This window comes from Cellulomonas sp. P2_F12 (assembly GCF_056403775.1).
This window is the reverse complement of sequence record NZ_JBFUEV010000001.1, coordinates 163,983-189,747: the sequence shown is the minus strand read 5'-3', so window position 1 is coordinate 189,747 and position 25,765 is coordinate 163,983. Positions and strand designations below refer to the sequence as shown.

The window sequence follows — 25,765 nt, the reverse complement described above, 5'->3', positions numbered from 1 at the left end:
GCTAGAGGTCTCGTCCGCGGTTCGGGTCGTCGGTCGGCAGGGCGAGCCCCGTCCTGGCCACGGCCTGGTCGACCAGCTCCGCCAGCGCCACGCGGATCGCCTCGTTGGCCTCCACCAGCGCCACCTTGCCGGACGTGCCGGGCGCGCGCTCGATGACGAGCGGCTCCCCGAACTCGATCGCGAGCCGTCGTCGCAGGCCCGGCACGTGGTTGACGGACTCCCCCGTCCGCCGGGTCCCCAGGACGGCCACCGGCACGACCGGCGCGTGGCCGTTCAGCGCGAGCCACGCGATGCCCGCCCGGGCGTTCGTCGCGTCACCGCGCCCGCGGTTGCCCTCGGGGAAGACGCCGACGAGCCCGCCGCGCTTGAGCACCGCGAGTGCGCTGGTCAGCGCGGTGCGGCCGCCCTCACGATCCACCGCGATCTGACCGGCCGCGCGCAGCACCGTGCCCACCGGACCCCAGAACATCTCCTCCTTGACCAGCACGTGCGACGGCCGGGGCGCGACGCCGTGCAGGATCGGCCCGTCGATGATGCCCGTGTGGTTCGCGGCGAGCAGCACGGGCCCGTCCAGCGGGACGTGCGCGGTGCCGACGACCTCGGTGCTCCAGACGACGCGCGCCAGGAACCGGCCGATCCATCGTGACCAGCGCGGTCCGCGCGGCGACGGGCCGTCGGTGCTCACGGCCGGGTGCCGACGACCGACGTCACGACGTCGAGAACGGCCTGCACGGTCTGGTCGAAGTCCAGGTGCGACGAGTCCACCGTGACCACGCCGTCGGCCGCGACGTGGAACTCCACGACGGTCGAGTCGTCGGCGTCGCGCCGAAGCACCTGGTCCCGGGTGGCGGCGACCGCGTCAGCGTCGTCGGTGCCGTGCACCTCGAGGGCACGCCGGGCCAGCCGGGCCTCCTCGCTGGCCGTCAGCAGCACGCGCACGTCCGCGTCGGGCGCGACGACGGTGGTGATGTCGCGGCCCTCGGCCACGATCCCCCGACCGTCCGTCCGCGACGCCTCGATCGCTGCCCGCTGCAGCCGGCCCAGCTCGGCGCGCACCCCGAGGTTCGTCGCCACGGCGCTGACCGCGGCCGAGATCTCGGTCGTGCGGATCGCCTCGCCGACGTCGACGCCACCGACGTGCACGGTCGGGTTCGTCGGGTCCACGCCCATGACCAGGGGAAGCGCGCGCACCTGGGCGGCAACGGCGTCGATGTCCGTCAACGGCACGCCCTGGTGCAGGCACCACCACGTCGCGGCCCGGTACATCGCCCCCGTGTCGAGGTACTCGACGCCCAGGGCGCTCGCCACGCCGCGCGAGACGCTCGACTTGCCGGACCCCGAGGGTCCGTCGATCGCGACGACAATCGCCGTGCTCAACTCACCAGTCTCCATCCGCGGGCCGTCAGCTCCGCCTCGAGGTGCTCCACGCTGCCGGGCAGCACCGAGATCTCCGCCATGCCGACCGGGCGGCCGGCCGCGTGCTCCAGCTGCAGGTCCTCGAGGTTGACCCCCGCCTCGCCGACCTCCGTGAGCAGCCGCGCCAGCTCGCCCGGGGCGTCCGGCACCAGGACCGTCACCACGCCGTACGTGCGCTGCGCACCACCGTGCTTGCCGGGGATCCGCGCGACGCCGGCGTTCCCGTCGGCGATCGCCTGCGCGAGGGTGGCCAGCGCGCCCAGCTCGACCGTCTCCGGGCCGTCCGCGGCGGCGGCCTGCGCGAGTGCGCCGATGACGCCGTCGAGGTCGGCGCGCAGGTCCACCAGCACCGCACGCACGGCCGACGCGTTCGCGGCCAGGATCGACGTCCACAGGGCCGGGTCCGACGCGGCCAGCCGCGTCACGTCCCGCAGGCCCTGACCGGCCAGGCCCAGCGCCGCCTCGTCCGCACCGCGCAGGCGCGCGGCGACCAGGCTGGCGGCGACCTGCGGCACGTGCGAGACGGCGGCGACCGCGGCATCGTGCGCGTCCGCGTCCATGGCCACCGGCACGGCACCCAGGTCGACCGCGAGCGAGCGGACGGCGAGCAGCGCGTCGGGGTGCGACACCCCGGAGTCGGCGATGACCCACGGCCGGCCAAGGAACAGGTCCGGGACGGCCGCAGACGGACCGGACCGCTCGCGACCCGCCATCGGGTGCGAGCCGACGTACCGGCTGAGGTCGGCGCCGGCCGCCTTGAGCTCCGCCAGCACGTACCCCTTCACGCTCGCGACATCGGTGACGACGGCGTGCGGGAAGGCCTCGAGCTCGGCGCGCACCACGTCCGCGGTCACGTCCGGCGGGGCGGCGACGACGATCAGGGCGGGCGCGACGTCGTCGGGGCGTGCCGGTCGCCCGGCACCGACGTCGCGCGCGAGCGCCAGGGCGGTGCGCGACGGGTCGTGCAGCACCACGTCGACGCCCCTCGTGGCGAGCGCGAGGCCCACCGACGTACCCAGCAGGCCGGTGCCGACGATGCGCACCGGCCCTCGCGTCGCCAGCGTCACATGCCCACCCGCGTCATCAGGGAGCCCACCTCGGTCTTCGACAGCACGCGCGTGCGACCCGGCTTGAGGTCGCCCAGCCGGATCGGGCCGATCTGCGTGCGGACCAGCTGCGTGACCGGGTAGCCGACCTCCTCGAAGATCCGTCGCACGATGCGGTTGCGGCCCTCGTGCAGCTCGATCTCCACCAGGCTGGCCTGCGGCGTCGTCTGGACGATCTGGAACTTGTCGATCTTGGCCAGGCCGTCCTCGAGCTCCACGCCGCGGATCAGCCGGGTACCCAGCGACGGCGTCACGCGGCCCTCGAGCTGGACCAGGTAGACCTTGGTGACGCCGTGCGACGGGTGCGACAGGCGGTTGGCCAGGTCGCCGTCGTTGGTCAGCAGGATCAGGCCCTCGGTCTCGGCGTCCAGGCGGCCGACGTGGAACAGCCGCTCCTCGCGGTCCGCCACGAACTGCCCGATCGACGGACGGCCCTCGGGGTCGTGCATGGTCGAGACCACGCCCTTCGGCTTGTTCAGCGCGATCGTCACGATCGTCGAGTCGAGCTGGACCCGCATGCCGTCCACGTGGATGACCGCCGTGAGCGGGTCGACCCGCACGCCGAGCTCGTCGACCCTGTTGCCGTCGACCGTCACACGGCCGGCGGAGATCAGGTCCTCGCACGCCCGCCGGGAGCCGAGACCCGCCGCCGCGAGCACCTTCTGCAGCCGCGTGCCCTCGGGGTCGTGGACGTCGATCGTGACCTCGGGCGTGCGGCTCGGCTTCGACGGCCGGCTCGATGCGCCGTCCGAGCGCGGTCGGCCCGTGCCGCCGCTGCGGGGGTAGCCGCTGCCGCTCTTGGGGCGAGGGGCGCCGCCGCGCGACGACGCACCGGGTCCGCCGCGCGAGGCTCCGCCGGTGGCGCCACGCGAGCCGCCGCCCGACGAGCTGCCGCCGCGGTAGCCCCCGCCGTCGCGCGAGTCCGTGYCGCGGTACCCGCCGCTGTCGCGCGAGCCGCCACCCGTGCTGCCGCCCTGGTACCCGCCGCCGGTCCGCGAAGCTCCGCTGCTGCTGCCGCCGCGCGTGCCGCCCGTGCTGCCGCCGCGCGTGCCGCCGGAGCTGCTCCCGCGGTAGCTGTCGCCGCTGCTGCGGTAGCCCTCGCCGCCGCCGGTGCTGCCGCGGTAGCCCTCGCCACCGCCGGCACCGCGGTAGCCGCCGGACCCGCCGGACCCGCCGCTGCGGCCCCCGCCGCTACCGCCGCTGCTGCTGCCGCCCCGGTACCCGCCCGCGCTGCCGCCGCGGCTCGCACCGGAGCTGCTGCCGCCGCGCTGACCGCCGCCGCTGCTGCGCGGCGCGCCACCCGAGCTGCTCCTGCCGCTGGACTGACCACCGGACGAACCGGCGCCCCCCGAACGTCGTTCCTGCGGGCTCATCTGATGTCTCCGATCGCCTGGTCGACACCCTCGAAGGAGTCGATGTCCGGCAGGTAGGGCGCGAGCGGGGGCATCTCGTCCAGGCTGGACAGCCCCATCCGCTCCAAGAAGTATCCCGTGGTCTGGTACAGGACCGCACCGCTGGACGGATCCGCCCCCACCTCGGCGACCAGCCCGCGGGTGGTGAGGGTGCGGACGACGCCGTCGACGTTGACCCCGCGCACCGCCGAGACCTGCCCGCGGGTCACCGGCTGCCGGTACGCGATGACGGCGAGCGTCTCGAGCGCGGCCTGCGTGAGCCGGGCGGTCTGCCCCTCCAGGACGAAGCGGCCGACGACGTCGGCGTACACGGGCGCCGAGTAGACGCGCCAGCCCTCCCCGGCGCGGCGGACCTCGAACCCACGCGGCCGGCCACCGAGGTCGCCGCGGTACTCGGCGGCGAGCTCGTCCAGCAGGGCCTCGACGCGGGCGGTCGGCAGCGCGAGCACGGTCGCCAGCCGGACGGCCGGGATCGGCTCGTCGGCCACCATCAGCACGGCCTCGAGCGCTGCCAGGGCACCGCCGGGCAGGTCGTCGACGTCGAACGCGAGCTCGTCGGCGGCGGCGGACTCCACAGCGGCCGCGTCGCCCTCGGCCGCCTCGTCGGGCAGAGTCTCGTCGGGCAGGGCCTCGTCTGACACGGTCTCGTCCATCATGCGTCCTCCTCGGGAGCCCCGTCACGGGCTAGCTCGGCGTCGAGCGTGGTGTCCAGCGTGTCGAAGTCGTCGGAGACCTCGACCTCGCCCTCCTCGGCCCCGGTCCACCGCACGGTGAGCTCGCCCAGGGGCGTGACCTGGTCGAACGCGACCGCGCCCTCCCGGAACAGCTCCAGCAGCGCGAGGAACCGGGCGACCACGACGATCGTCGCGTCGGCGTCTGCGGTCAGGGCTCGGAACGACATCGAGCCGCCGTGCCGCAGCCGGTCCACCAGGACGGCGGCCTGCTCGCGGACGCTCACGGCGGGGGCGTGCAGATGGCTGATGTCGACGCCGGGCGGCGCGGCCCTGGGCATCGCGGCCTTCGCCGCCATCGCCGCCAGCTGCTCGGGTCCGATCTGCCAGATCAGCTCGGGCAGCAGCGCCGCCAGGTGCGGCTCGAGGGTGACCAGCCGCGGGAACCGGCGCCCCTCGGTGGCGAACCGCTCGGCCAGGTCCGCGGCGACCAGCTTGTACGCGCGGTACTGCAGCAGGCGGGCGAACAGCAGGTCGCGCGCCTCGAGCAGCTCGAGGTCCTCGGCGTCCTCCACGTCGGCCGACGGGAGCAGGCGGGCGGCCTTCATGTCGAGCAGGGTCGCGGCGATGACCAGGAACTCGCTGGCCTGCCCGAGGTCCCAGTCCTTCTCCGCGGCCCGGATGTGCGCGATGAACTCGTCGGTGACCTGCGCGAGCGCCACCTCGGTGATGTCGAGCTTGTGCTTGGCGATCAGGCCGAGCAGCAGGTCGAACGGGCCGCTGAAGTTGGTGAGGTGGACCTCGAAGGCCTGGGTGCCGACGGGCGCGGGCGTCGAGACGGGCTGCTCGGGCGGGACCGCGCGCCGGTCAGGCGGCGTCGCCACGAGCGACGAGCTCACGAGCCAGCTGGCGGTAGGCCGCCGCACCGGCGTGCGTCGGGGCGTAGGTGGTGATGGGCTCGGCGGCCACGGTCGCGTCCGGGAACTTCACGGTCCGGCTGATCACCGTGTGCAGCAGCGTGTCGCCGAAGGCTTCGCTCACGCGCGCGACGACCTCACGGGCGTGCAGCGTGCGCGGGTCGTACATCGTCGCCAGGATGCCGTCGACCTCGAGGCGCGGGTTGAGCCGGTCGCGCACCTTCTCGATGGTCTCCACCAGCAGCGCGACGCCGCGCAGCGCGAAGAACTCGCACTCCAGCGGGATGAGCACGCCGTGCGCGGCCGTCAGGGCGTTGACCGTGAGGAGGCCGAGCGAGGGCTGGCAGTCGATCATCACGACGTCGTAGTCGTCGAGGATCGGGCGCAGGGTCCGGGAGAGCACCGACTCGCGGGCCACCTCCCCCACCAGCTGCACCTCGGCGGCCGAGAGGTCGATGTTCGCCGGCAGCAGGTGCAGCCCCGGGAAGGCGGTCTCGTGGATGAGCGAGCGGATGTCCGCGTCGCGCTCCATGAGCAGGTTGTAGACGGTGCGGTCCAGCTCGTGCGGGCTCACGCCCAGGCCCACCGATGCGGCACCCTGCGGGTCGAAGTCGACGATGAGCACCTTGCGGCCGTACTCGGCCAGCGCGGCCGCCAGGTTGATGGTGGTCGTCGTCTTGCCGACGCCGCCCTTCTGGTTGCACAGCGCAATGACGCGGGCCGGACCGTGGGAGGCGAGCGGCGGGGGCTCGGGGAACACGGGCATCGGCCGCCCGACGGCGTCGAGCTGCGGGTCGGTCGTCTGCTGGCTCACCACGCGGGACAACCTACCGGAGCGGGGGGCCCGATGACCGCGCGACAGACCGGCGCGGGAGTGACGCTCATCGCGCCCGCGGGTGGGAGGCGGCGTACACCTCGCGCAGCGTGTCCGGGGTGACCATCGTGTAGATCTGCGTCGTGGTCACCGACGCGTGCCCGAGCAGCTCCTGGACCACCCGGACGTCGGCGCCGCCGGCCAGCAGGTGGGTGGCGAACGAGTGCCGCAGCGTGTGCGGGGAGATGTGCTCGGCCCCCGCGAGCCCGGCGCGCTCCGCGGCCACCCGCAGCACCGCCCAGGCGCTCTGCCGGCTCAGCCGGGCGCCGCGGGTGTTGAGGAAGATCCCCGGCGAGCCGCCCTTGCTGCCGACCGCCAGCGCCGGGCGCCCCCGCACCAGGTAGGACTCGACGGCGTCGAGCGCGAACGAGCCCAGCGGCACCACGCGCTCCTTGCTGCCCTTGCCGAACAGCCGGACGGCCGCACGGCCCGGGGTCCGGTCCAGGTCGTCGACGTCGAGCCCGACCGCCTCGGAGATGCGCGCGCCCGTGCCGTAGACCAGCTCGAGCAGCGCGCGGTCCCGCAGCGGGACGGCGCCGTCGCCCAGCCCGGCGGCGTCCAGCAGCCGCTCGACGTCGTCGACGGAGATCGCCTTGGGCAGCCGCTTGGGCTGGGCGGGCGGCTTGACCGTGCTGGCCGGGTCCAGGCTGGTCATCCCGTCGAGCAGCAGGAACTTGTGCCATCCCCGCACGGCGACGACCGTCCGCGCCGCCGACGACGCCGAGAGCGCGGTGCGCCCGTCGGACCCGGTGCGGACCGCGAGCAGGAAGTCCTCGACGGCCTGCTCGTCGACGTCACCGGGCGCGGTGCAGCCCCTGTCGCGCAGGAACGCCGTGTACCGCGCGAGGTCGCGCCGGTACGCCAGCAGCGTGTTGGTCGAGAGCCCGCGTTCGACGGTGAGGTGCGCCAGGTAGATCTCGAGGGCCGAGCCGAGCGCCGTCTCGCTCATCCGTGGTCCGCCACCCGTCAGAAGGGCAGGAAGACGTCCACCGCGATCGCGACGGAGAGCAGCGTGAGGTACGTGATCGACGCGTGGAAGACGCTCATCGCGCGCAGCTTGCCGGCCTCCGGGTGCTCCGCACGACGCAGCAGCCCGATGCACGCCCAGAGGAACCAGAGCCCGAGACCCAGGGCGACGACCCCGTAGACCCAGGTCATGCCCTGCACCGGGACCAGCAGCAGCGAGCAGGCGATCATCGCGACGGTGTACGCGATCATCTCGCGCGCGACCTTGGTGTCCTTGGCGACCACGGGGAGCATCGGCACGCCCGCGGCCGCGTAGTCGCGCCGGAACTTCATCGACAGCGGCCAGTAGTGCGGGGGCGTCCAGAAGAAGATCACGCCGAACAGCAGGGCCGCGGTCCACGAGACGCCGCCGGTGACGGCCGACCAGCCGATGAGCACCGGCATGCAGCCCGCGGCGCCGCCCCACACGATGTTCTGCGGCGTGCGGCGCTTGAGGATCATGGTGTAGCCGACGACGTAGATGAGGATCGCCGCCGCCGTCAGCCACGCCGACGCCGGGTTCACCATGACGGCGAGCCACGCGAGCGAGAGCACGCCGAGCGCGAGCCCGAAGACCAGCGCGGCCCGCGGGGAGATCTCGCCGGTGACGATCGGCCGCCGCTTGGTGCGGTTCATGATCTTGTCGATGTCGCGGTCGAGGTAGCAGTTGAGGACGTTCGCGGACCCGGCCGCAGCAGCCCCTCCGACCAGCGTGGCGACCACCAGGCCGAACGGGGGGAACCCGCCCTGGGCCAGGATCATCGTCGGCAGCGTGGTGACCAGCAGCAGCTCGATGACGCGCGGCTTGGTCAGCGCGACGTACGGACCGACCTTGTTCCGGACGCGTGCGAGGGGGCCGGCGGGAGCCTGCAGGACGGCCTTCTCAGCGGCTGCCGGGGTCGACGCGGAGGACGCTCCGGCGTCATCGACTGACAGGGGGCTGCTGAGGCGCACGCGCTGCGGTTCCGTTCGTGTTCCGGCGGGGAGATCTCGCGCAGCCATGCTACGGCCTGGACCTGCGCCGAGGCGCGACGCGGGCCACGGAACGCCGCGCGGGTGGTGTGAGATCTGTCGCTCGTCGCTCGCGTGGTCACGCCCGGCGGCACCTGCCAGGTGCGCTATAGGGTCGGATCGCACGGTCTGACGACCGCCACGTCGGCGCGACGTCCCACCTGTGCCCGGCATCCCGCTGTGGGTGCCCGATCTCGTCGGACACGACACCCGGCCGACGGCGCGGGTGGGAATGAGGTGCGGTGAACGCGAAAGCTCCCCTGGCCGAGACGGTCGGATGGACGGACCTCGACCTGCGGGCGGTGGACACCGTGCGTGTCCTGGCCGCCGACGCGGTCGAGAAGGTGGGCAACGGGCACCCGGGAACGGCGATCAGCCTCGCCCCCGCCGCCTACCTGCTCTACCAGAACGTCCTGCGGCACGACCCGGCGGACCCGCACTGGCTCGGCCGCGACCGGTTCATCCTGTCCGCCGGCCACTCCAGCCTCACGCAGTACATCCAGCTCTACCTCGCGGGCTTCGGCCTGGAGCTCGAGGACCTGGAGGCGCTGCGCACCTGGGGCTCGAAGACCCCGGGCCACCCGGAGTACAAGCACACCACGGGTGTCGAGATCACCACCGGTCCCCTGGGCCAGGGCCTCGCCTCGGCCGTGGGCTTCGCGATGGCGTCGCGACGCGAGCGCGGCCTGCTCGACCCCGAGGCGGCGCCGGGCACCAGCCCGTTCGACCACTTCGTCTACGTCATCGCCTCCGACGGCGACCTGCAGGAGGGCGTCACCTCCGAGGCCTCGTCCATCGCCGGCACGCAAGAGCTGGGCAACCTCATCGTGGTGTGGGACGACAACCACATCTCGATCGAGGGTGACACCGAGATCGCGTTCACCGAGGACGTCGTCGCGCGCTACGAGGCCTACGGCTGGCACGTGCAGTTCGTGGACTGGACCGGTGGCCCCGACGGCTACCGCGAGGACGTCGACGCCCTGCACGCCGCGATCGAGGCGGCCAAGGCCGTCACCGACCGCCCGTCGTTCATCGGCCTGCGCACGCTCATCGCGTGGCCCACTCCGACCAAGACGAACGACCACTCGTCGCACGGGTCCAAGCTGGGCGGCGAGGCGATCGCGGGCCTCAAGGAGCTGCTGGGGTTCGACCCCGAGAAGACCTTCGAGGTCGACCCCGAGGTCATCGCGCACACCCGCGGCCTGTCGGAGCGCACCGCCCCGGCCAAGGCCGAGTGGCAGACCGCCTACGACGCCTGGCGCTCCGCGAACACCGACAAGGCCGCCCTGCTCGACCGGCTCGTCGCCGGCGACCTGCCGGACGGCTGGACCGACGCGCTCCCGGTGTTCCCGGCGGGCAAGGCCGTCGCCACCCGCGCGGCGTCCGGCGAGGTGCTGAGCGCGCTGGCCCCCGTGCTGCCCGAGCTGTGGGGCGGCTCGGCCGACCTTGCCGGCTCGAACAACACGACGATGAAGGGTGAGCCGTCCTTCATCCCCGCCAAGCGGTCCACGCACGAGTTCGCGGGCGACGAGTTCGGTCGCACCCTGCACTTCGGCATCCGCGAGCACGCGATGGGCGCGATCCTGTCGGGCATCCGGCTGCACGGCCTGACCCGGCCGTACGGCGGGACGTTCTTCACGTTCAGCGACTACATGCGCGGCTCGGTCCGACTCGCCTCGCTCATGGGGGTCCCCGCGGTCTACGTGTGGACGCACGACTCCATCGGCCTCGGCGAGGACGGCCCGACGCACCAGCCGATCGAGCACCTGGCGGCCGTCCGCGCGATCCCCGGACTCACGGTGGTCCGCCCGGCCGACGCCAACGAGACGGCGGCGGCGTGGGCCGCGACCATCGAGCACACCAGCGGGCCCGTCGCCCTCGTCCTCACGCGCCAGAACGTCCCGACGTTCCCGCGCGGCGAGGACGGCTACGCGACGACCGAGGGCGTCGCCAAGGGCGCGTACGTGCTGCTCGAGGCGAGCAGCGGCACGCCGGACGTCATCCTCATCGGCACGGGCTCCGAGGTGCAGCTCGCCGTCGCCGCGCGCGAGACGCTCGAGGCCGCCGGCGTGGCCACCCGCGTGGTGTCCGCACCGTCGCTCGAGTGGTTCGGCGAGCAGGACGAGGACTACCGCCAGTCGGTGCTTCCCTCGTCGGTCAAGGCGCGCGTCTCGGTCGAGGCCGGCATCGCGCTGTCCTGGCACAAGCTCGTCGGCGACGCCGGGCGCTCGGTCTCCATCGAGCACTACGGGGCGTCGGCCGACGACAAGACGCTGTTCCGCGAGTTCGGCTTCACGCCCGAGGCCGTCGTCGCGGCGGCGCACGAGTCGATCGCCGCCGCGCGCGGCGGTGTCGGGCCGGCGACCACGGCCGGCCTCCCGAACAACGTTGGTCTGACGGGCGACCAGCAGGTCTGAGTCTGAACGGTCACGCCGGCCCCGGGCTCCGGGGCCGGCGTGCGGGAGAAGGGGATCGACCATGGCAGCGAACAGCACCCCCCTGGCACGGCTGGCGGACGCCGGCGTAGCGATCTGGCTCGACGACCTCTCGCGCGAGCGTCTGCGCACCGGGAACCTCGCCGACCTGATCGCCGAGAGCGGCGTCGTCGGCGTGACCACCAACCCGTCGATCTTCGCGAGCGCGCTCGCGAAGGGTGACGCCTACGACGCGCAGCTGCGCGAGCTCGTCGGCGCCGACGTGGACGACGCGGTCTTCCGCATCACCACGGACGACGTCCGGCAGGCCGCCGACGTGCTGCGGCCCGTGTACGACGCGACGTACGGCGTCGACGGCCGCGTATCCATCGAGGTCGACCCGCGTCTGGCGCGGGACACCGAGGGGACGATCGCGTCCGCGAAGGCGCTGTGGGCCACGGTCGACCGGCCCAACGTCTTCATCAAGATCCCCGCGACGCTGGAGGGCCTGCCCGCCATCACGGCCGTGCTCGCCGAGGGCATCAGCGTCAACGTCACGCTGATCTTCGGGCTCGAGCGCTACCGGGCGGTGCTCGACGCCTTCCAGTCGGGGCTCGAGGGCGCCCAGGCCAACGGCCACGCCCTGGCACCGATCGCGTCGGTCGCGTCGTTCTTCGTCTCCCGCGTGGACACGGCCATCGACCCGCGGCTCGACGCCCTCGGCACACCCGAGGCCGCCGCACTGCGCGGCAAGGCAGCCATCGCGAACGCCCGGCTCGCCTACGGCGTCTACGAGGAGGTCGTCGCTGCCGACCGGTGGGCCGCGCTCGCCGCCGCCGGCGCGCACCCGCAGCGGCCCCTCTGGGCCTCCACGGGAGTCAAGGACAAGGCCTACCCGGACACGTTGTACGTCGACGAGCTGGTGGTCGCGGGCGTCGTCAACACGATGCCCGAGGCCACCCTCAAGGCCGTCGCGGACCACGGGGGCGACGGCAGCGACACCGTCACGGGGACCCAGGCCGAGGCGCAGCGCGTCATCGACCGCCTCGCGGCCGTGGGCATCGACATCGACCAGGTCACGGAGCAGCTGGAGGACGAGGGCGTGGAGAAGTTCACCACCAGCTGGGGGGAGCTGCTCACGACGGTCACCGACGGGCTCGCCGCCGCCGCGAAGCAGAACGAGTCCGGGGACGTCAGGTGAGCCCGAGCAAGGTCTCCGCGGGAAACAACCCGCTGCGCGACCCGCGCGACCGCCGCCTCCCGCGCATCGCGGGCCCGTGCGGGCTGGTCATCTTCGGCGTCACGGGCGACCTCGCCCGCAAGAAGCTCATGCCCGCCGTCTACGACCTGACCAACCGCGGCCTCCTGCCGCCCGGGTTCGCGCTGACCGGCTTCGCGCGGCGCGACTGGGCACGCCAGGACTTCGAGCAGATCGTGCACGACTCGGTCAAGGAGCACGCCCGCACGCCGTTCCGTGAGGCGACGTGGCGCCAGCTCTCGGAGGGCATCCGCTTCGTCCAGGGCACGTTCGACGACGACGACGCCTTCGACCGGCTCCGCGACACGGTCGAGGAGCTCGACTCCTCCCGCGGGACGGGCGGCAACCACGCGTTCTACCTCTCCGTGCCGCCGAGCGCGTTCCCCGTCGTCTGCAAGCAGCTGGCGCGGTCCGGCCTCTCGCAGCCGGAGGAGGGCAAGTGGCGCCGCGTCGTCATCGAGAAGCCCTTCGGGCACGACCTGAAGAGCGCCCAGGAGCTCAACGAGATCGTCTCGAGCGTCTTCCGCCCGGACGACATCTTCCGGATCGACCACTACCTGGGCAAGGAGACGGTCCAGAACCTGCTGGCCCTGCGCTTCGCCAACCAGCTGTACGAGCCCATCTGGAACGCCAACTACGTCGACCACGTGCAGATCACGATGGCCGAGGACATCGGCATCGGCGGCCGTGCCGGCTACTACGACGGCATCGGCGCGGCCCGGGACGTCATCCAGAACCACCTCCTGCAGCTCCTCGCCCTCACCGCGATGGAGGAGCCGGCGTCGTTCGAGGCCGCCAGCCTGACGGCCGAGAAGATCAAGGTGCTGTCGGCGGTGCGGCTGCCCCGCGAGATCGGCAAGCACACCGCGCGCGGCCAGTACGCGGCGGGCTGGCAGGGCGGCGAGAAGGTCGTCGGCTACAGCGAGGAGGAGGGCTTCAACCCGGAGTCCACCACCGAGACGTTCGCCGCGATCCGGGTGGACATCGACAACCGCCGCTGGGCCGGGGTGCCGTTCTACCTGCGGACCGGCAAGCGGCTCGGCCGGCGTGTCACGGAGATCGCCGTGGTGTTCAAGCGCGCGCCGCACCTGCCCTTCGAGTCGACCGCCACGGAGGAGCTGGGCAAGAACGCCCTGGTCATCCGCGTGCAGCCTGACGAGGGCGTGACGCTGCGGTTCGGCGCCAAGGTGCCCGGCACCGCCATGGAGGTCCGGGACGTCACGATGGACTTCGGCTACGGGCACGCGTTCACCGAGTCCTCCCCCGAGGCCTACGAGCGCCTGATCCTCGACGTCCTGCTGGGCGACCCGCCGCTGTTCCCGCGGCACGAGGAGGTCGAGCTGGCCTGGAAGGTGCTCGACCCGGTGACGGCCTACTGGGCCGACAGGGGCAAGCCCGAGGAGTACCGCTCCGGCACGTGGGGACCCGAGTCGGCGGACAAGATGATGGCGCGCGACGGTCGCGTCTGGAGGCGGCCATGATCATCGAGATGCCGAACACGACCACGCGCGACATCAACAAGCGCCTGCTCAAGGAGCGCGACGAGGGCGGCGCGATCGCGCTGGGTCGGGTGCTCACGCTCATCATCTCGGTGGGCGACCGCGACCCCGACGAGGCGATCGACGCCGCGAACGACGCGAGCCGCGAGCACCCGTGCCGCGTCATCGTCCTGGCGAACGACAGCAAGGACCGCGCGTCGAACCTGGACGCGCAGATCCGGCTCGGGGGCGACGCCGGCGCCAGCGAGGTGCTGGTGCTGCGGCCGTCCGGGCAGCTCGAGCGTCACCTGGACACGCTCGTCATCCCGCTGCTGCTCCCCGACGCACCGATCGTCACGTGGTGGCCGTACGAGATCCCGGACAACCCGGCCGAGCACCCGCTCGGGCACATGGCGACGCGCCGGATCACCGACACGACGCAGTGCGCGCGCCCCAACGCCGCGCTGCGCAAGCTCGCTGCGGCCCACACCGACGGCAACACCGACCTGGCCTGGACGCGCGCGACGCTGTGGCGCGGCCTCATCGCTGCGACCCTCGACCAGCCGCCGTACGAGCAGGTCCAGAAGGCCGTCGTCGTGGGCGAGAGCACGCACCCGTCGGTCGACCTCATGGCCGCGTGGCTCGCCTACGCACTGAAGTGCCCCGTCGAGATCGAGCGGGTGAAGGACGCCCTCGCGATCACGCAGGTGCGCCTGGAGCGCTCGTCGGGCGACATCGTGCTCGACCGCCCGGACGGCAAGACGGCCGCGCTGCGGCAGCCCGACCAGCCCGAGCACCGGATCGCCCTGCCCATCCGCCAGCTGCGCGAGTGCCTGGCGGAGGAGCTGCGGCGGCTCGACGCGGACGAGGTCTACGGCGAGGTGCTGCAGAAGGGCCTCGCGAGGATCGACGCGTGACCCGCGACGTCGTCGTCCACCCGGACGCACGGGTGCTCGCGGAGTCGGTGGCGGCGCGGCTGCTCACGCACCTGGTCGACGTGCAGTCGCACCGCTCCCCCGTGCACGTCGTGCTCACGGGGGGCACGGTCGGCATCGCGTCCCTGGCTGCCGTCGCGGCCAGCCCGGTGCGGGACGCCGTCGACTGGACCGGCGTGCACCTGTGGTGGGGCGACGAGCGGTTCCTGCCCGACGGGCACCCCGACCGCAACGAGACGCAGGCCCGCGACGCGCTCATCGACGCGCTGGGCGAGGCCCTGCCGGTCGAGAACGTGCACGCGATGCCCGCGCTCTCGGACGACGTGCCGACGCCCGAGGCCTCGGCCGACGCGTACGCGCAGTCGCTCGCCGACGCCGGCTCGCCCGCCTTCGACGTGCTGCTGCTCGGCATGGGACCGGACGGCCACGTCGCGTCGCTGTTCCCCGGCCACGAGGCGCTCGGCGTCACCGGCCGGCCCACGACCGGGGTGCACGGATCGCCGAAGCCCCCGCCCGAGCGCGTCTCGCTCACCTACGACGCGATCCGCGCCGCGCGGGAGGTCTGGGTGGTCGCCGCAGGCGCCGAGAAGGCCACCGCCGTCGCGTCCGCCCTGCGCGGCGCCCCGGTCACCACCACGCCCGCCTCCGGCGCCCTGGGCACCGAGCGGACGCTGTGGCTGGTCGACATCGCCGCCACCGAGGGTCTGGGCACGCCCGCCGCGCTCTCGACGACGTCCTCGGCCTTCCCCGCCGCCCCGGAGACGCCGACCGAGCTCTGGAACCACGTCGACCACTACTTCTCGGTCCTCGCCCCGGAGGACTCGGCGCTGGTCGAGACCCGGCACGCCGCCGTCGCCGCGGGCCTGCCCGACATCGCGGTCGCCCCCAACCAGGGCAAGCTCCTGCACCTGCTCGCGCAGAGCATCGGGGCGCGGCGGATCCTTGAGATCGGCACGCTCGGCGGGTACAGCACCGTCTGGCTGGCCCGCGCCCTGCCCACCGACGGTCGGCTCACCACCCTCGAGATCGACCCCGAGCACGCGCGGGTTGCCACGGAGTCGCTGGCCCGGGCCGGCGTCGGCGAGCTCGTGGACGTCCTCGTCGGGCCGGCCGCCACGACCCTGGACGGGCTGATCGCCGACGGTGCCGAGCCGTTCGACCTCGTGTTCGTCGACGCCGACAAGGAGTCCATCCCCGGCTACCTCGAGCAGGTGCTGTCGCTGACTCGACCCGGTGCGGTCGTCGTCGTCGACAACGTGGTCCGGGGCGGCGCGGTCATCGAGCCGTCGCACCCCGACGAACGGGTGCAGGGCGTCCGCTCGATGGTCGAGCTGCTCACGGGCCACCCGCGCTACGACAGCACGGTCGTCCAGACCGTCGGCAGCAAGGGGCACGACGGCTTCGCGCTCCTGCGCGTCCGCGACTGACCCGTCCCGCACTTACGACGAAGGGCCCCCGATCTCGAGGGCCCCTTCGTCGTTCAGGTCTGCTCAGCCGCCGCGCTTCGCGCGCAGCGCCGCCAGCGCCTCGTCGAGGATCGCGGCGCCGTCCTCGTCGGACCGCCGCTCCTTCACGTAGGCCAGGTGCGTCTTGTACGGCTCGTTCTTGGACGGCGACGGAGGGTTCTCCTGGTCCTGCCCGGCGGGGAACCCGCAGCGGGGGCAGTCCCACGTCACCGGGGCGTCGAGGGCCGCCTCCTCAGCGAAGCTGGGGCGCGTCTCGTGGCCGTTGGCGCACCAGTACGAGACCCAGATCCGCGGTGCGGTGTCTCCCCGCTCGGCCTCGCCCATGGGACCCGCGCCGACCCGCGATCCCCTGATCGCACTCCCGCTCGCCATCGCCGACCGCCTCAGACCGTCTTCTCGAGCAGCCCGAGCAGGATGATGATGACCGTCCAGAAGAGCGCCGTCCCGACCGTGATCCGGTTGAGGTTCCGCTCGGCGACGCCGGAGCTCCCGGCGCTGCTCGTGATGCCGCCGCCGAACATGTCCGACAGGCCTCCGCCCTTGCCCTTGTGCAGGAGGACGAGCGGGATGAGCAGGAGGCTGGTCAGCACCAGCAGCACCTCGAGGGCGATACGAAGGCCAGTCACGTCGGTGTCAGTTCCTTACTGGGCGGGCACGTCGACGGTGGTGTAGCCAGCGACGCTGCGGTGGACCGCGGTACAGGGTAGGCGACGAGTGGGGCGATAAGCCACCACCTCGCCCAGGTGGGTCCCAGGAGCACCCCGGGACCCACCCGTGCCGTGCTCAGAGACCGACGGCGTGCGACTGGTAGCGCGCGATCGCGGCGAACTCCTCGGGGTCCAGGCTCGCGCCGCCGACGAGCGCGCCGTCGACGTCGGGCTTGGCCATGATCGAGGCGACGTTCGACGACTTCACGGAGCCGCCGTAGAGCACGCGGACCGCGTCGGCCGTCGCGGCGTCGTACAGCTCGCTGATGCGCGTGCGGATCGCCGCGGCCAGCTCCTGGGCGTCCTCGGGCGTCGCCGTCTCGCCGGTGCCGATGGCCCAGACGGGCTCGTAGGCCACGACGATGGTGGCGACCTGCTCGGCCGTGAGACCGGCCAGGGCGCCGTCCAGCTGCGCGAGGGTGTGCGGCACGTGCTCGCCGGCCTTGCGGACCTCGAGCACCTCGCCGACGCACAGGATCGGGATCAGGCCGGCGCCGAGCGCGGACTTGACCTTCGCGTTGATGAGCTCGTCCGACTCGTTGTGGTACTCGCGGCGCTCGGAGTGCCCGATCGCGACGTACGTGACGCCGAGCTTGGCCAGGAACGCCGGCGAGATCTCCCCGGTGTAGGCGCCCGACGCGTGCGCCGAGACGTCCTGCGCGCCGTAGACCAGCTCGAGCTTGTCGGCGTCCACGAGCGTCTGCACGCTGCGCAGGTCGGTGAACGGCGGCAGCACGCAGACCTCGACCTTGCCGAAGTCGTGGCGGGCGTCCTTGAGCGTCCACGCGAGCTTCTGCACGGTGTGCGTGGCCTGGTGGTGGTCCAGGTTCATCTTCCAGTTGCCCGCCATCAGCGGGGTGCGAGTCGCCACGATCAGTCCTCCAGAACCGCGATGCCGGGGAGCGTCTTGCCCTCGAGGAACTCGAGGCTCGCGCCACCACCGGTCGAGATGTGTCCGAACCCGGCCTCGTCGAAGCCGAGCGTGCGCACGGCCGCGGCGGAGTCGCCACCGCCGACGATGGTGAAGCCGCCGTTGGTGCCCGCGTCCACGAGCGCCTGCGCGACGGCACGGGTGCCGCCCGAGAACGCCTCGAACTCGAACACGCCGGCGGGACCGTTCCAGACGACCGTCTTGGCGTCGACGATCTTGCTCGCGAAGAGCGCGCTCGAGTCGGGGCCGATGTCGAGCCCGATCTTGCCGTCCGGGATCGCGTCCGCGGGGACGACGAGCGCCGGGCTGTCGGCCTTGAACTCGTCGGCGACGACGATGTCGGTCGGCAGCACGATCTCGACGCCGGCGGCCTTCGCCTGCGCGAGGTAGCCCTTGACGGTGTCGATCTGGTCGGCCTCGAGCAGCGAGTTGCCGACCGGGTAGCCCTTGGCCGCGAGGAACGTGAAGAGCATGCCGCCGCCGATGAGCAGGCGGTCCGCCTTGGTCAGCAGGTTGGCGATGACGCCGAGCTTGTCGGACACCTTCGAGCCGCCGAGGACGACCACGTAGGGCCGCTCGGGGTCGTCGGTCGCCTTGCGCAGCGACGCGACCTCCTTGAGGACGAGCTTGCCGACGGCGTGCGGGAGCACCAGCGCGACGTCGTAGACCGACGCCTGCTTGCGGTGCACGACGCCGAAGCCGTCCGACACGAACACGTCGGCCAGCGCCGCCAGCTCACCGGCCAGCTCGGCGCGCTCGGCGTCGACCTTGGACGTCTCGCGCGGGTCGAACCGGATGTTCTCGAGCAGGGCGATCTCGCCGTCCTGCAGGGCCGCGACGGTGCTCTTGGCCGAGTCGCCGACGACGTCGTCCGCCAGGACCACGGGCTTGCCGAGCAGCTCGGAGAGCCGGACCGCGACGGGCTTGAGCGAGTACTTGTCCTCCGGCGCACCCTTCGGGCGGCCGAGGTGGGCCATGACGACGACCCGCGCGCCGGCGGCGAGCAGCGCCTCGAGCGTCGGGAGGGCCGCGCGCACGCGGCCGTCGTCGGTGATGGTCGTGCCGTCGAGCGGCACGTTGAAGTCGGAGCGGACCAGCACGCGCTTGCCGCGCAGGTCGCCGAGGTCCTCGATGGTCTTCATGCGTCTTCTTCCCTTGACTCGAGCAGGGCCGGACACGGCAGCGTCCGCGTGCGCCGGGGCCGCAAGGGCCGGGGCGCACGCGGACGCATGACCGTCACTACAGGTGCGACGGGACCGTCAGAGACGCTCGCCGACGTACGTGGTGAGCGCGACGAGGCTGTTCGAGTAGCCCCACTCGTTGTCGTACCAGGCGATGATCTTGACCAGGTCGCCGCTCACCTTGGTGAGCTTCGAGTCGAAGATGCTCTGGTGCGGGTTCGTGACGATGTCGCTCGACACGATCTCGTCCTCGACGTACTCGAGGATGCCCTTGAGCGGGCCCTCGGCAGCGGCCTTGACCGCGGCGTTGACCTCGTCGACGGTGACCTCGCGCGAGGCCGTGAACGTCAGGTCCGTGGCCGAGCCCGTGATGACGGGGACGCGTAGCGCGAAGCCGTCGAGCTTGCCCTTGAGCTCCGGGAGGACGAGCGCCACGGCCTTGGCCGCACCGGTCGACGTCGGGACGATGTTCTGCGCAGCGGCGCGGGCACGGCGGAGGTCCTTGTGGGGGCCGTCCTGCAGGTTCTGGTCACCCGTGTAGGCGTGGATCGTGGTCATGAGGCCACGCTCGATGCCGATCGAGTCGTTGAGCGCCTTGGCCACCGGGGCCAGGCAGTTCGTCGTGCACGACGCGTTCGAGATGATGTGGTGCACCGCGGCGTCGTAGTCCGTGTGGTTCACACCGACGACGAACGTGGCGTCCTCGTTGGACGCCGGAGCCGAGATGATGACCTTCTTGGCGCCGGCCGTGAGGTGCGCCTTGGCCTTCTCGGCGTTGGTGAAGAAGCCCGTCGACTCGATGACGATGTCGGCGCCCAGCTCGGCCCACGGGAGGTTCGCGGGGTCGCGCTCCTCGAGCGCACGGATCTTCTTGCCGTCGACGATGATGTTGTCGTCGTCGAAGGCGACGCTCAGCGGGAACCGGCCCAGCACGGTGTCGTACTTGAGCAGGTGCGCGAGCGTCTTGTTGTCCGTGAGGTCGTTCACGCCGACGATCTCGATGTCGGCACCGGACGCGATGATCGCCCGGTAGAAGTTACGCCCGATACGGCCGAAGCCGTTGATACCGACGCGGATGGTCACTTGCCCTCCTCGGCAGCGCCGACGGGGGGCCGGCGCACACATTTTGGTGATGGGGTCACGCACGCCGCTGTGCGCTCCGGACGCCTACGGCACGGGCTGTCGTACATGCCCAGCACGTGACCGTCGTGTGACGTTCGGATGACACGACCCTATACCAGGTGACCGGAGTCACGCCGCGACGTAGGTCCCTGGTGAGACGCCGCGGGACTCCCTCAGAGGTCGAGCAGGTCCGGGCTGAGGCCCGCCTCGGTGTCCGGGATGCCCAGCTCGGCGGCGCGCTTGTCCGCGGTCGCCAGCAGGCGCCGGATGCGGCCGGCGACGGCGTCCTTGGTCAGCGTCGGCTCGGCGAGCTTGCCCAGCTCCTCGAGCGACGCCTCCTTGTGCGCGAGGCGCAGCTCGCCCGCCTCGCGCAGGTGCTCCGGGAGCTCGTCGCCCAGGATCTCGAACGCCCGCTCGACGCGTGCTCCCGCGGCCACGGCGGCGCGAGCAGACCGGCGCAGGTTCGCGTCGTCGAAGTTGGCGAGCCGGTTCGCGGTGCCCCGGACCTCGCGCCGGACCCGGCGCTCCTCCCAGACCAGCATGGTCTCGTGCGCGCCCAGGCGGGCCAGCATCGCGCTGATGGCGTCGCCGTCCCGGATCACCACGCGGTCGATCCCCCGCACCTCGCGGGCCTTCGCGGAGATCCCGAGGCGACGGGCGGCACCGACGAGCGCCAGCGCGGCCTCGGGTCCCGGGCAGGTGACCTCGAGGGCGGACGACCGGCCCGGCTCCGTGAGGGAGCCGTGCGCCAGGAACGCGCCACGCCACGCGGCCTCGGCCTCGGCGACGCCGGCGGAGACGACCTGCGGCGGAAGGCCGCGCACGGGCCGGCCACGGTTGTCGAGCAGCCCGGTCTGGCGGGCCAGCGACTCGCCGTCCTTGACCACCCGCACGACGTACCGGCTGCCCCGGCGCAGACCGCCGCCGGACACGACGATGATCTCGCTCTCGTGCCCGTAGACCTCGGCGATCGCCTGCCGCAGACGCCGGGCCGCGATGCCCGTGTCCAGCTCCGCCTCGATGACGATCCGACCCGAGATGATGTGCAAGCCACCCGCGAACCTCAGGGTGGCCGAGACCTCGGCCTTCCGTGAGGACGTCTTGTCCACCTTCAGACGGGCGAGCTCGTCCTTCACCTGTGCCGTCAACGCCATGGCTGCATCCTGCCATTGCAGGACACGTGCCCGGGACCGGTCCGGTCACCTACTCGGGTGGGTTCTCGCGGGTCCCCACGTCCCCGAGGAAGCCGTCCAGCACGTCCGAGTAGGCCCCCGCGAGCCGCAACGGGTCGTGGCGGGGGGTGCCGTCGCCGCGGCTGACCTGGCGCAGGAGCAGGCGTGCTCCCAGGTCCGCGCTCCGCGCGGCCAGCGCCGACACGTCCTCGACCGCCGACGGGTCGGCCACCACCGCGTCCACGCGCAGCTCCGGCGCGTGCGCCCGCAGCACGTCGAGGTACTGGTCCGCGCTCATGCCCGCCGTCTCCCCCGATTCACCCGAGGAGAGGTTGAGGGTCAGGATCGTGCGTGCGCTCGTCCGGCCCAACGCGTCGCGCAGGCCCGGCACCAGCAGGTGCGGGAGGACGGACGTGTACCAGGAGCCCGGACCGAGGACCACCCAGTCCGCGGCCTCGATGGCCGCCACGGCCTCCGGGCAGGCGGGCGGGTCGGCCGGCTCCAGGCGCACCTGCGTGATCGTCCCCGAGGTGACCGCGACGGCGCTCTGCCCGACCACGCGCCGAGTCGTCCCGGCGCGGTCGACGACGTCGGCCTCGATGAGCAGCGGCACGGACGCCATCGGCAGCACGCGTCCCCGGGCACCGAGCAGCTTGCCCACCCAGTCCAGACCCTCGACCGTGTCCCCGAGCAGCTCCCAGAGCGCCACGATGAGCAGGTTGCCCACCGCGTGGTTGTCCAGGTCCCCGGACGAGCGGAACCGGTGCTGCAGGAGGTCGCGCCAGGTCCGGCCCCAGTCGGAGTCGTCGCAGAGCGCGGCCAGCGCCATCCGCAGGTCACCGGGCGGCAGGACGCCCAGCTCGTCGCGCAGCCGCCCGGAGGAGCCGCCGTCGTCGGCGACCGTGACGACCGCGGTGATGCGGTCCGTCATCAGGCGCAGCGCCGACAACGACGCCGACAGGCCGTGGCCACCACCCAGAGCGACGACGGCCGGTGCGGCCGCCCTCATTCCTTGCCGAGGTCCCGGGCCGACACGGCGACGAGGTGACCCCGGTCCCGCAGCCTCGCCGCGATGGCCTCGCTGACCGCGACCGACCGGTGCTTGCCGCCCGTGCAGCCCACCGCGATGGTGACGTACCGCTTCTCCTCGTTGAGGTAGCCGGCGAGCACCGGCTCCAGCGCGTCGACGTACCGCTCCACGAACGTCACGGCGCCCGGCAGGCCGAGCACGTAGTCGCGCACCGGCGCGTCCCGCCCGGTCAGGTGCCGCAGCTCGGTGATCCAGTACGGGTTGGCGAGGAACCGCATGTCGACGACGTGGTCGGCGTCCAGCGGGAGCCCGTACTTGAACCCGAACGAGACCACGGAGATCCGCAGGGCGTCCTCGGAGCCGCTGGCGACGACCGCCCGGACCTCCCGCGCGAGGTCGTGCACGTTCAGCTCGGACGTGTCGATGAGCGTGTCCGCCCGCTCGCGCAGGTCCGCGAGCACGGCCCGCTCCTCCGCGATGCCGTCGAGGATCCGGCCCTGGCCCTGCAGCGGGTGCGGGCGGCGGACCTGCTCGAACCTCCGGACCAGCACCTCGTCCGAGGCGTCGAGGAACAGGATCCGGTACTCGACGCCCGACTCGCGCAGCCCCTGCAGCACCGGGGAGAGGTCCCGGAAGAACTCGCGACCGCGCACGTCGATGACGGCGGCGAGCCGTTGCGCGCCCGCGCCGGCCGGCCCGCTGGTGAGCATGCCGACGAGGTGCGTGAGCATCTGCGCCGGGAGGTTGTCGATGACGTACCAGTCGAGGTCCTCGAGCACCGCGGCCGCCCGGGTCCGGCCCGCCCCCGACATGCCGGTGATGATGAGGACCTGCGGCTGGCTCAGGTGGGGCGCCTCGGTGGCCGCCTCGAGGGCGGGGATCCCGGCGGGCACCGTGATCGGCGAAGGCTCGTCGCTCATGCGTCCAGCATGCCAGCCGACCCGGCCACCGGTGCCGGCGACACCGGCGCGGCGCCCGCGCTTCCCCCGGCTGTGTCGTTCCCCGTCCCTGCATCGGGGTTCGTCCCCGCCCCAGCACCCGGGGTCGCACCCGTGGCGGTGGCCGCCAACGCGGCGACGACCGCCGCCGCCGTGCGGTCACCCATGCCCTGCACCGAGGCGATCTCCTCGGCCGAGGCCGCCCGCAGTCGCTTGACGGACCCGAAGTGCCGGAGCAGCGCCGCCTGCCGGGCAGGCCCCAGGCCGGGCACGCCGTCGAGCACGGACGTCGTCATGCCCTTGCTGCGGCGCTTGCGGTGCGCCGTGATCGCGAAACGGTGGGCCTCGTCGCGCAGACGCTGCAGCAGGTAGAGCCCCTCGGAGCTGCGCTGCAGGATGACCGGGTACTCCTCCCCCGGCAGCCACACCTCCTCGAGCCGCTTGGCCAGTCCGCACAGCGCGACGTCGTCGATGCCCAGCTCGGCCATCGCCGCGGCGGCCGCCGCGACCTGCGGGGGTCCGCCGTCGACCACGATCAGGTTGGGCGGGTACGCGAACCGCACCGGCTTGCCCGTGACCTCGTCGATCGGGCCGGAGCGCAGCGGCTGGTCGTCGTCGTCCTCCCCGATGCCCAGCTCGACGTCCCGGGCGTCCGCACGGTCAGCCAGGTACCGGCGGAACCGGCGCGTGATGACCTCGTGCATCGCCGCGGTGTCGTCCCGGGCGCCCTGGCCCTCCGGGCCGCGGACCGTGAACAGCCGGTACTCGCTCTTGCGGGCGAGCCCGTCCTCGAACACCACCATCGACGCCGACTGGTAGGTGCCCTGGTTGTGCGAGACGTCGTAGCACTCGATGCGCAGCGGCGCCGACGGCAGGTCGAGCGCCTCCTGGATCTCCTGCAGAGCCTGGCTCCGGGTGGTCAGGTCGCCCGCCCGGCGCGTGCGGTGCAGGACCAGCGCGTGCTCGGCGTTGCGGTGCACCGTCTCCGCCAGCTCACGCTTGTCGCCGCGCTGCGGCACCCGCACCGAGACCTTGCTCCCGCGCAGCCCGGTCAACCACGCCTGCACCTGGTCCACGTCCGGCGGCAGCACCGGCACCAGCACCTCGCGCGGGACCGCCGACGAGCCCGGGTCGCCGTCCCCCGACGCCTCGTTGCCGTAGATCTGCTGGAGGAGGTGCTCGACGAGCTCCGCGTCCGTGACGTCCTCGACCTTCTCGACGACCCAGCCGCGCTGGCCCCGGATCCGCCCGTCGCGGACGTGGAACACCTGGACCGCCGCCTCGAGCTCGTCGCCGGACAGCGCGAAGATGTCCGCGTCCGTGCCGTCGGCCAGCACCACGGCGTTCTTCTCGGTGGCGCGCTCCAGGGTCGCGATGTCGTCGCGGAGGCGTGCCGCACGCTCGTACTCGAGCTCGTTCGCCGCCTCCTTCATGCGCGCGGTCAGCCGGCGCGTGAACTTCGCCGTGTCGCCCGCCATGAAGTCGCAGAAGTCCTGCGCGAGCTGGTGGTGGTCGTCCGGCGAGATGCGGCCGACGCACGGCGCCGAGCACTTGTCGATGTAGCCGAGCAGGCACGGGCGCCCCTGCTGGTGCGCACGCTTGAAGACCCCAGACGAGCAGGTCCGGACCGGGAACACGCGCAGCAGCAGGTCGACCGTCTCCCGGATCGCCCACGCGTGCGCGTACGGACCGAAGTAGCGCGTGCCCTTGCGCTTGGCGCCCCGCATGACCTGGATGCGCGGGAACTCGTCCGCCATGGTCACCGCCAGGTACGGGTACGACTTGTCGTCCCGGTACTTCACGTTGAACCGCGGGTCGAACTCCTTGATCCACGAGTACTCGAGCGCCAGCGCCTCGACCTCGGTGCCGACGACCGTCCACTGCACCGACGCCGCCGACGTCACCATCTGCTGGGTGCGCGGGTGCAGGCCGGCGAGGTCCTGGAAGTAGCTGGACAGACGCGGGCGCAGGCTCTTGGCCTTGCCCACGTAGATGACGCGGCCGTGCTCGTCGCGGAAGCGGTAGACCCCCGGCGAGTCCGGGATCTCCCCGGGCGCGGGACGGTACGTGGCGGGATCAGCCATGGGTTCGAGCCTAGTTCGCACCACCGACGCCGCCGACCGCACGCGGCCTTGCCGACGCCGATACCGTGGACCGATGGGCCCCCTGCACACGTACTCCGTCGACGTCACCTGGACCGGCGCCGGCGCCACCGGGACGTCGAGCTACACCGCGTACAGCCGTGACCACGAGGTGCGGATCGGCTCGAAGCCACCGCTGCTCGGCTCGTCCGACCCCTCGTTCCGTGGGGACCCGTCCCGGTACAACCCCGAGGAGCTGCTGGTCAGCGCGCTGGCGCAGTGCCACATGCTCTGGTTCCTGCACCTCGCGTCCGCCGCCGGTGTCGTCGTCGTCGGCTACGAGGACCAGGCCGTGGGGACCATGCGCATCGAGTCGGCCGGGCACGGCCAGTTCCGCGAGGTCGTCCTGCGACCGCGGGTCACCGTCGCCTCCGGTGCCCACCTGCCCGACGGCCGGGCGGTCACCGACGGGGTCCTGTCCGGTATCCATCACCAGGCGCACGAGCACTGCTTCATCTCGCGGTCCGTGAACTTCCCCGTCCGGCACGAGCCCGTCCCGGTCCGGATGGCCGTCGCGACCTGACGGCCGGTCCTTCTCCGCGGTCCCGAACCTCACGGCCGACGCAGGCTCGGTCACCGG

Annotated in this window: 24 protein-coding genes; 6 read left to right on the top strand and 18 right to left on the bottom strand. The window is 72.8% G+C overall.

Annotated features, from left to right (window positions below; genetic code table 11):
• Position 1 precedes the first annotated feature (1 nt).
• The 9 genes from AC1DWH_RS00880 to AC1DWH_RS00840 all read right to left on the bottom strand — a co-directional run bounded on the left by AC1DWH_RS00880 (position 2) and on the right by AC1DWH_RS00840 (position 8,355).
• Entirely contained in the window at positions 2-685 is a 684-nt protein-coding gene (locus AC1DWH_RS00880; protein ID WP_477092078.1) for a lysophospholipid acyltransferase family protein, read from the bottom strand.
• On the bottom strand, positions 682-1,392 hold the full coding sequence (gene cmk / locus AC1DWH_RS00875; RefSeq protein WP_477092077.1) for a (d)CMP kinase: 711 nt from the start codon (positions 1,390-1,392) through the stop codon (positions 682-684). The genes AC1DWH_RS00880 and cmk overlap by 4 nt, the downstream gene beginning before the upstream one ends.
• Positions 1,374-2,483: a prephenate dehydrogenase gene (locus AC1DWH_RS00870; RefSeq protein ID WP_477092076.1), complete on the bottom strand. Its 1,110-nt coding sequence runs from the start codon at positions 2,481-2,483 to the stop codon at positions 1,374-1,376. The genes cmk and AC1DWH_RS00870 overlap by 19 nt, the downstream gene beginning before the upstream one ends.
• On the bottom strand, positions 2,480-3,895 hold the full coding sequence (locus AC1DWH_RS00865) for a pseudouridine synthase (protein WP_477092075.1): 1,416 nt from the start codon (positions 3,893-3,895) through the stop codon (positions 2,480-2,482). The genes AC1DWH_RS00870 and AC1DWH_RS00865 overlap by 4 nt, the downstream gene beginning before the upstream one ends.
• Positions 3,892-4,587 (bottom strand): SMC-Scp complex subunit ScpB, encoded by a 696-nt coding sequence (scpB, locus tag AC1DWH_RS00860; RefSeq protein WP_477092717.1) that lies wholly within the window; start codon positions 4,585-4,587, stop codon positions 3,892-3,894. The genes AC1DWH_RS00865 and scpB overlap by 4 nt, the downstream gene beginning before the upstream one ends.
• Entirely contained in the window at positions 4,587-5,489 is a 903-nt protein-coding gene (locus AC1DWH_RS00855; protein ID WP_477092716.1) for a segregation and condensation protein A, read from the bottom strand. Before AC1DWH_RS00855 ends, scpB begins: the two co-directional genes overlap by 1 nt.
• Positions 5,473-6,288, bottom strand: coding sequence for a ParA family protein (locus tag AC1DWH_RS00850; RefSeq protein ID WP_477092715.1), 816 nt, complete (start codon positions 6,286-6,288; stop codon positions 5,473-5,475). The genes AC1DWH_RS00855 and AC1DWH_RS00850 overlap by 17 nt, the downstream gene beginning before the upstream one ends.
• Before the next feature lie 115 nt (positions 6,289-6,403).
• Positions 6,404-7,345 carry a site-specific tyrosine recombinase XerD gene (locus AC1DWH_RS00845; protein ID WP_477092074.1) on the bottom strand — a complete coding sequence of 314 codons (942 nt, stop codon included), beginning with the start codon at positions 7,343-7,345 and terminating at the stop codon, positions 6,404-6,406.
• Positions 7,346-7,362: 17 nt separating this feature from the next.
• The gene (locus tag AC1DWH_RS00840; protein ID WP_477092073.1) at positions 7,363-8,355 is read right to left on the bottom strand and encodes a heme o synthase; all 993 of its coding nucleotides are present in this window, start codon (positions 8,353-8,355) and stop codon (positions 7,363-7,365) included.
• A gap of 299 nt (positions 8,356-8,654) precedes the next feature.
• On the opposite strand from AC1DWH_RS00840, the gene tkt reads away from it, so the two are divergent.
• The 5 genes from tkt (at position 8,655) to pgl (ending at position 15,924) form a co-directional block, all read left to right on the top strand.
• Positions 8,655-10,829, top strand: coding sequence for a transketolase (gene tkt / locus AC1DWH_RS00835; protein ID WP_477092072.1), 2,175 nt, complete (start codon positions 8,655-8,657; stop codon positions 10,827-10,829).
• Positions 10,830-10,890: 61 nt separating this feature from the next.
• On the top strand, positions 10,891-12,027 hold the full coding sequence (tal, locus tag AC1DWH_RS00830; RefSeq protein ID WP_477092071.1) for a transaldolase: 1,137 nt from the start codon (positions 10,891-10,893) through the stop codon (positions 12,025-12,027).
• Entirely contained in the window at positions 12,024-13,565 is a 1,542-nt protein-coding gene (gene zwf / locus AC1DWH_RS00825; protein ID WP_477092070.1) for a glucose-6-phosphate dehydrogenase, read from the top strand. Before tal ends, zwf begins: the two co-directional genes overlap by 4 nt.
• Positions 13,562-14,479, top strand: coding sequence for a glucose-6-phosphate dehydrogenase assembly protein OpcA (locus AC1DWH_RS00820; RefSeq protein ID WP_477092069.1), 918 nt, complete (start codon positions 13,562-13,564; stop codon positions 14,477-14,479). Before zwf ends, AC1DWH_RS00820 begins: the two co-directional genes overlap by 4 nt.
• Positions 14,476-15,924, top strand: a complete 1,449-nt coding sequence (pgl, locus tag AC1DWH_RS00815; protein ID WP_477092068.1) for a 6-phosphogluconolactonase — start codon at positions 14,476-14,478, stop codon at positions 15,922-15,924. The genes AC1DWH_RS00820 and pgl overlap by 4 nt, the downstream gene beginning before the upstream one ends.
• Positions 15,925-15,987: 63 nt before the next feature.
• On the opposite strand, the gene AC1DWH_RS00810 is transcribed toward pgl, so the two are convergent.
• From AC1DWH_RS00810 to uvrC, 9 genes are all read right to left on the bottom strand, one after another.
• Entirely contained in the window at positions 15,988-16,335 is a 348-nt protein-coding gene (locus AC1DWH_RS00810) for an RNA polymerase-binding protein RbpA (RefSeq protein ID WP_370503994.1), read from the bottom strand.
• An 11-nt stretch (positions 16,336-16,346) separates the two neighbouring features.
• Positions 16,347-16,589 carry a preprotein translocase subunit SecG gene (gene secG, locus AC1DWH_RS00805; protein WP_456846816.1) on the bottom strand — a complete coding sequence of 81 codons (243 nt, stop codon included), beginning with the start codon at positions 16,587-16,589 and terminating at the stop codon, positions 16,347-16,349.
• 157 nt (positions 16,590-16,746) lie between these two features.
• Positions 16,747-17,541, bottom strand: coding sequence for a triose-phosphate isomerase (tpiA, locus tag AC1DWH_RS00800; protein WP_477092067.1), 795 nt, complete (start codon positions 17,539-17,541; stop codon positions 16,747-16,749).
• 2 nt (positions 17,542-17,543) lie between these two features.
• Positions 17,544-18,743, bottom strand: a complete 1,200-nt coding sequence (locus AC1DWH_RS00795; protein ID WP_477092066.1) for a phosphoglycerate kinase — start codon at positions 18,741-18,743, stop codon at positions 17,544-17,546.
• Between the two features lie 117 nt (positions 18,744-18,860).
• A complete protein-coding gene (gap, locus tag AC1DWH_RS00790) occupies positions 18,861-19,865 on the bottom strand; it encodes a type I glyceraldehyde-3-phosphate dehydrogenase (protein WP_456847442.1) in 1,005 nt (334 codons plus the stop codon).
• Positions 19,866-20,077: 212 nt separating this feature from the next.
• On the bottom strand, positions 20,078-21,058 hold the full coding sequence (gene whiA / locus AC1DWH_RS00785; protein WP_477092065.1) for a DNA-binding protein WhiA: 981 nt from the start codon (positions 21,056-21,058) through the stop codon (positions 20,078-20,080).
• A 49-nt stretch (positions 21,059-21,107) separates the two neighbouring features.
• Positions 21,108-22,085, bottom strand: coding sequence for a gluconeogenesis factor YvcK family protein (locus tag AC1DWH_RS00780; protein WP_477092064.1), 978 nt, complete (start codon positions 22,083-22,085; stop codon positions 21,108-21,110).
• Positions 22,082-23,026, bottom strand: a complete 945-nt coding sequence (gene rapZ / locus AC1DWH_RS00775) for an RNase adapter RapZ (protein ID WP_456847445.1) — start codon at positions 23,024-23,026, stop codon at positions 22,082-22,084. The genes AC1DWH_RS00780 and rapZ overlap by 4 nt, the downstream gene beginning before the upstream one ends.
• Complete coding sequence (gene uvrC / locus AC1DWH_RS00770; protein WP_477092063.1) at positions 23,023-25,128, bottom strand: excinuclease ABC subunit UvrC; 2,106 nt, start codon at positions 25,126-25,128, stop codon at positions 23,023-23,025. Before uvrC ends, rapZ begins: the two co-directional genes overlap by 4 nt.
• A gap of 73 nt (positions 25,129-25,201) precedes the next feature.
• Here uvrC and AC1DWH_RS00765 point away from each other — a divergent pair, with 73 nt between their 5' ends.
• The gene (locus tag AC1DWH_RS00765; RefSeq protein WP_477092062.1) at positions 25,202-25,708 is read left to right on the top strand and encodes an OsmC family protein; all 507 of its coding nucleotides are present in this window, start codon (positions 25,202-25,204) and stop codon (positions 25,706-25,708) included.
• The last annotated feature ends 57 nt before the right edge of the window (positions 25,709-25,765 follow it).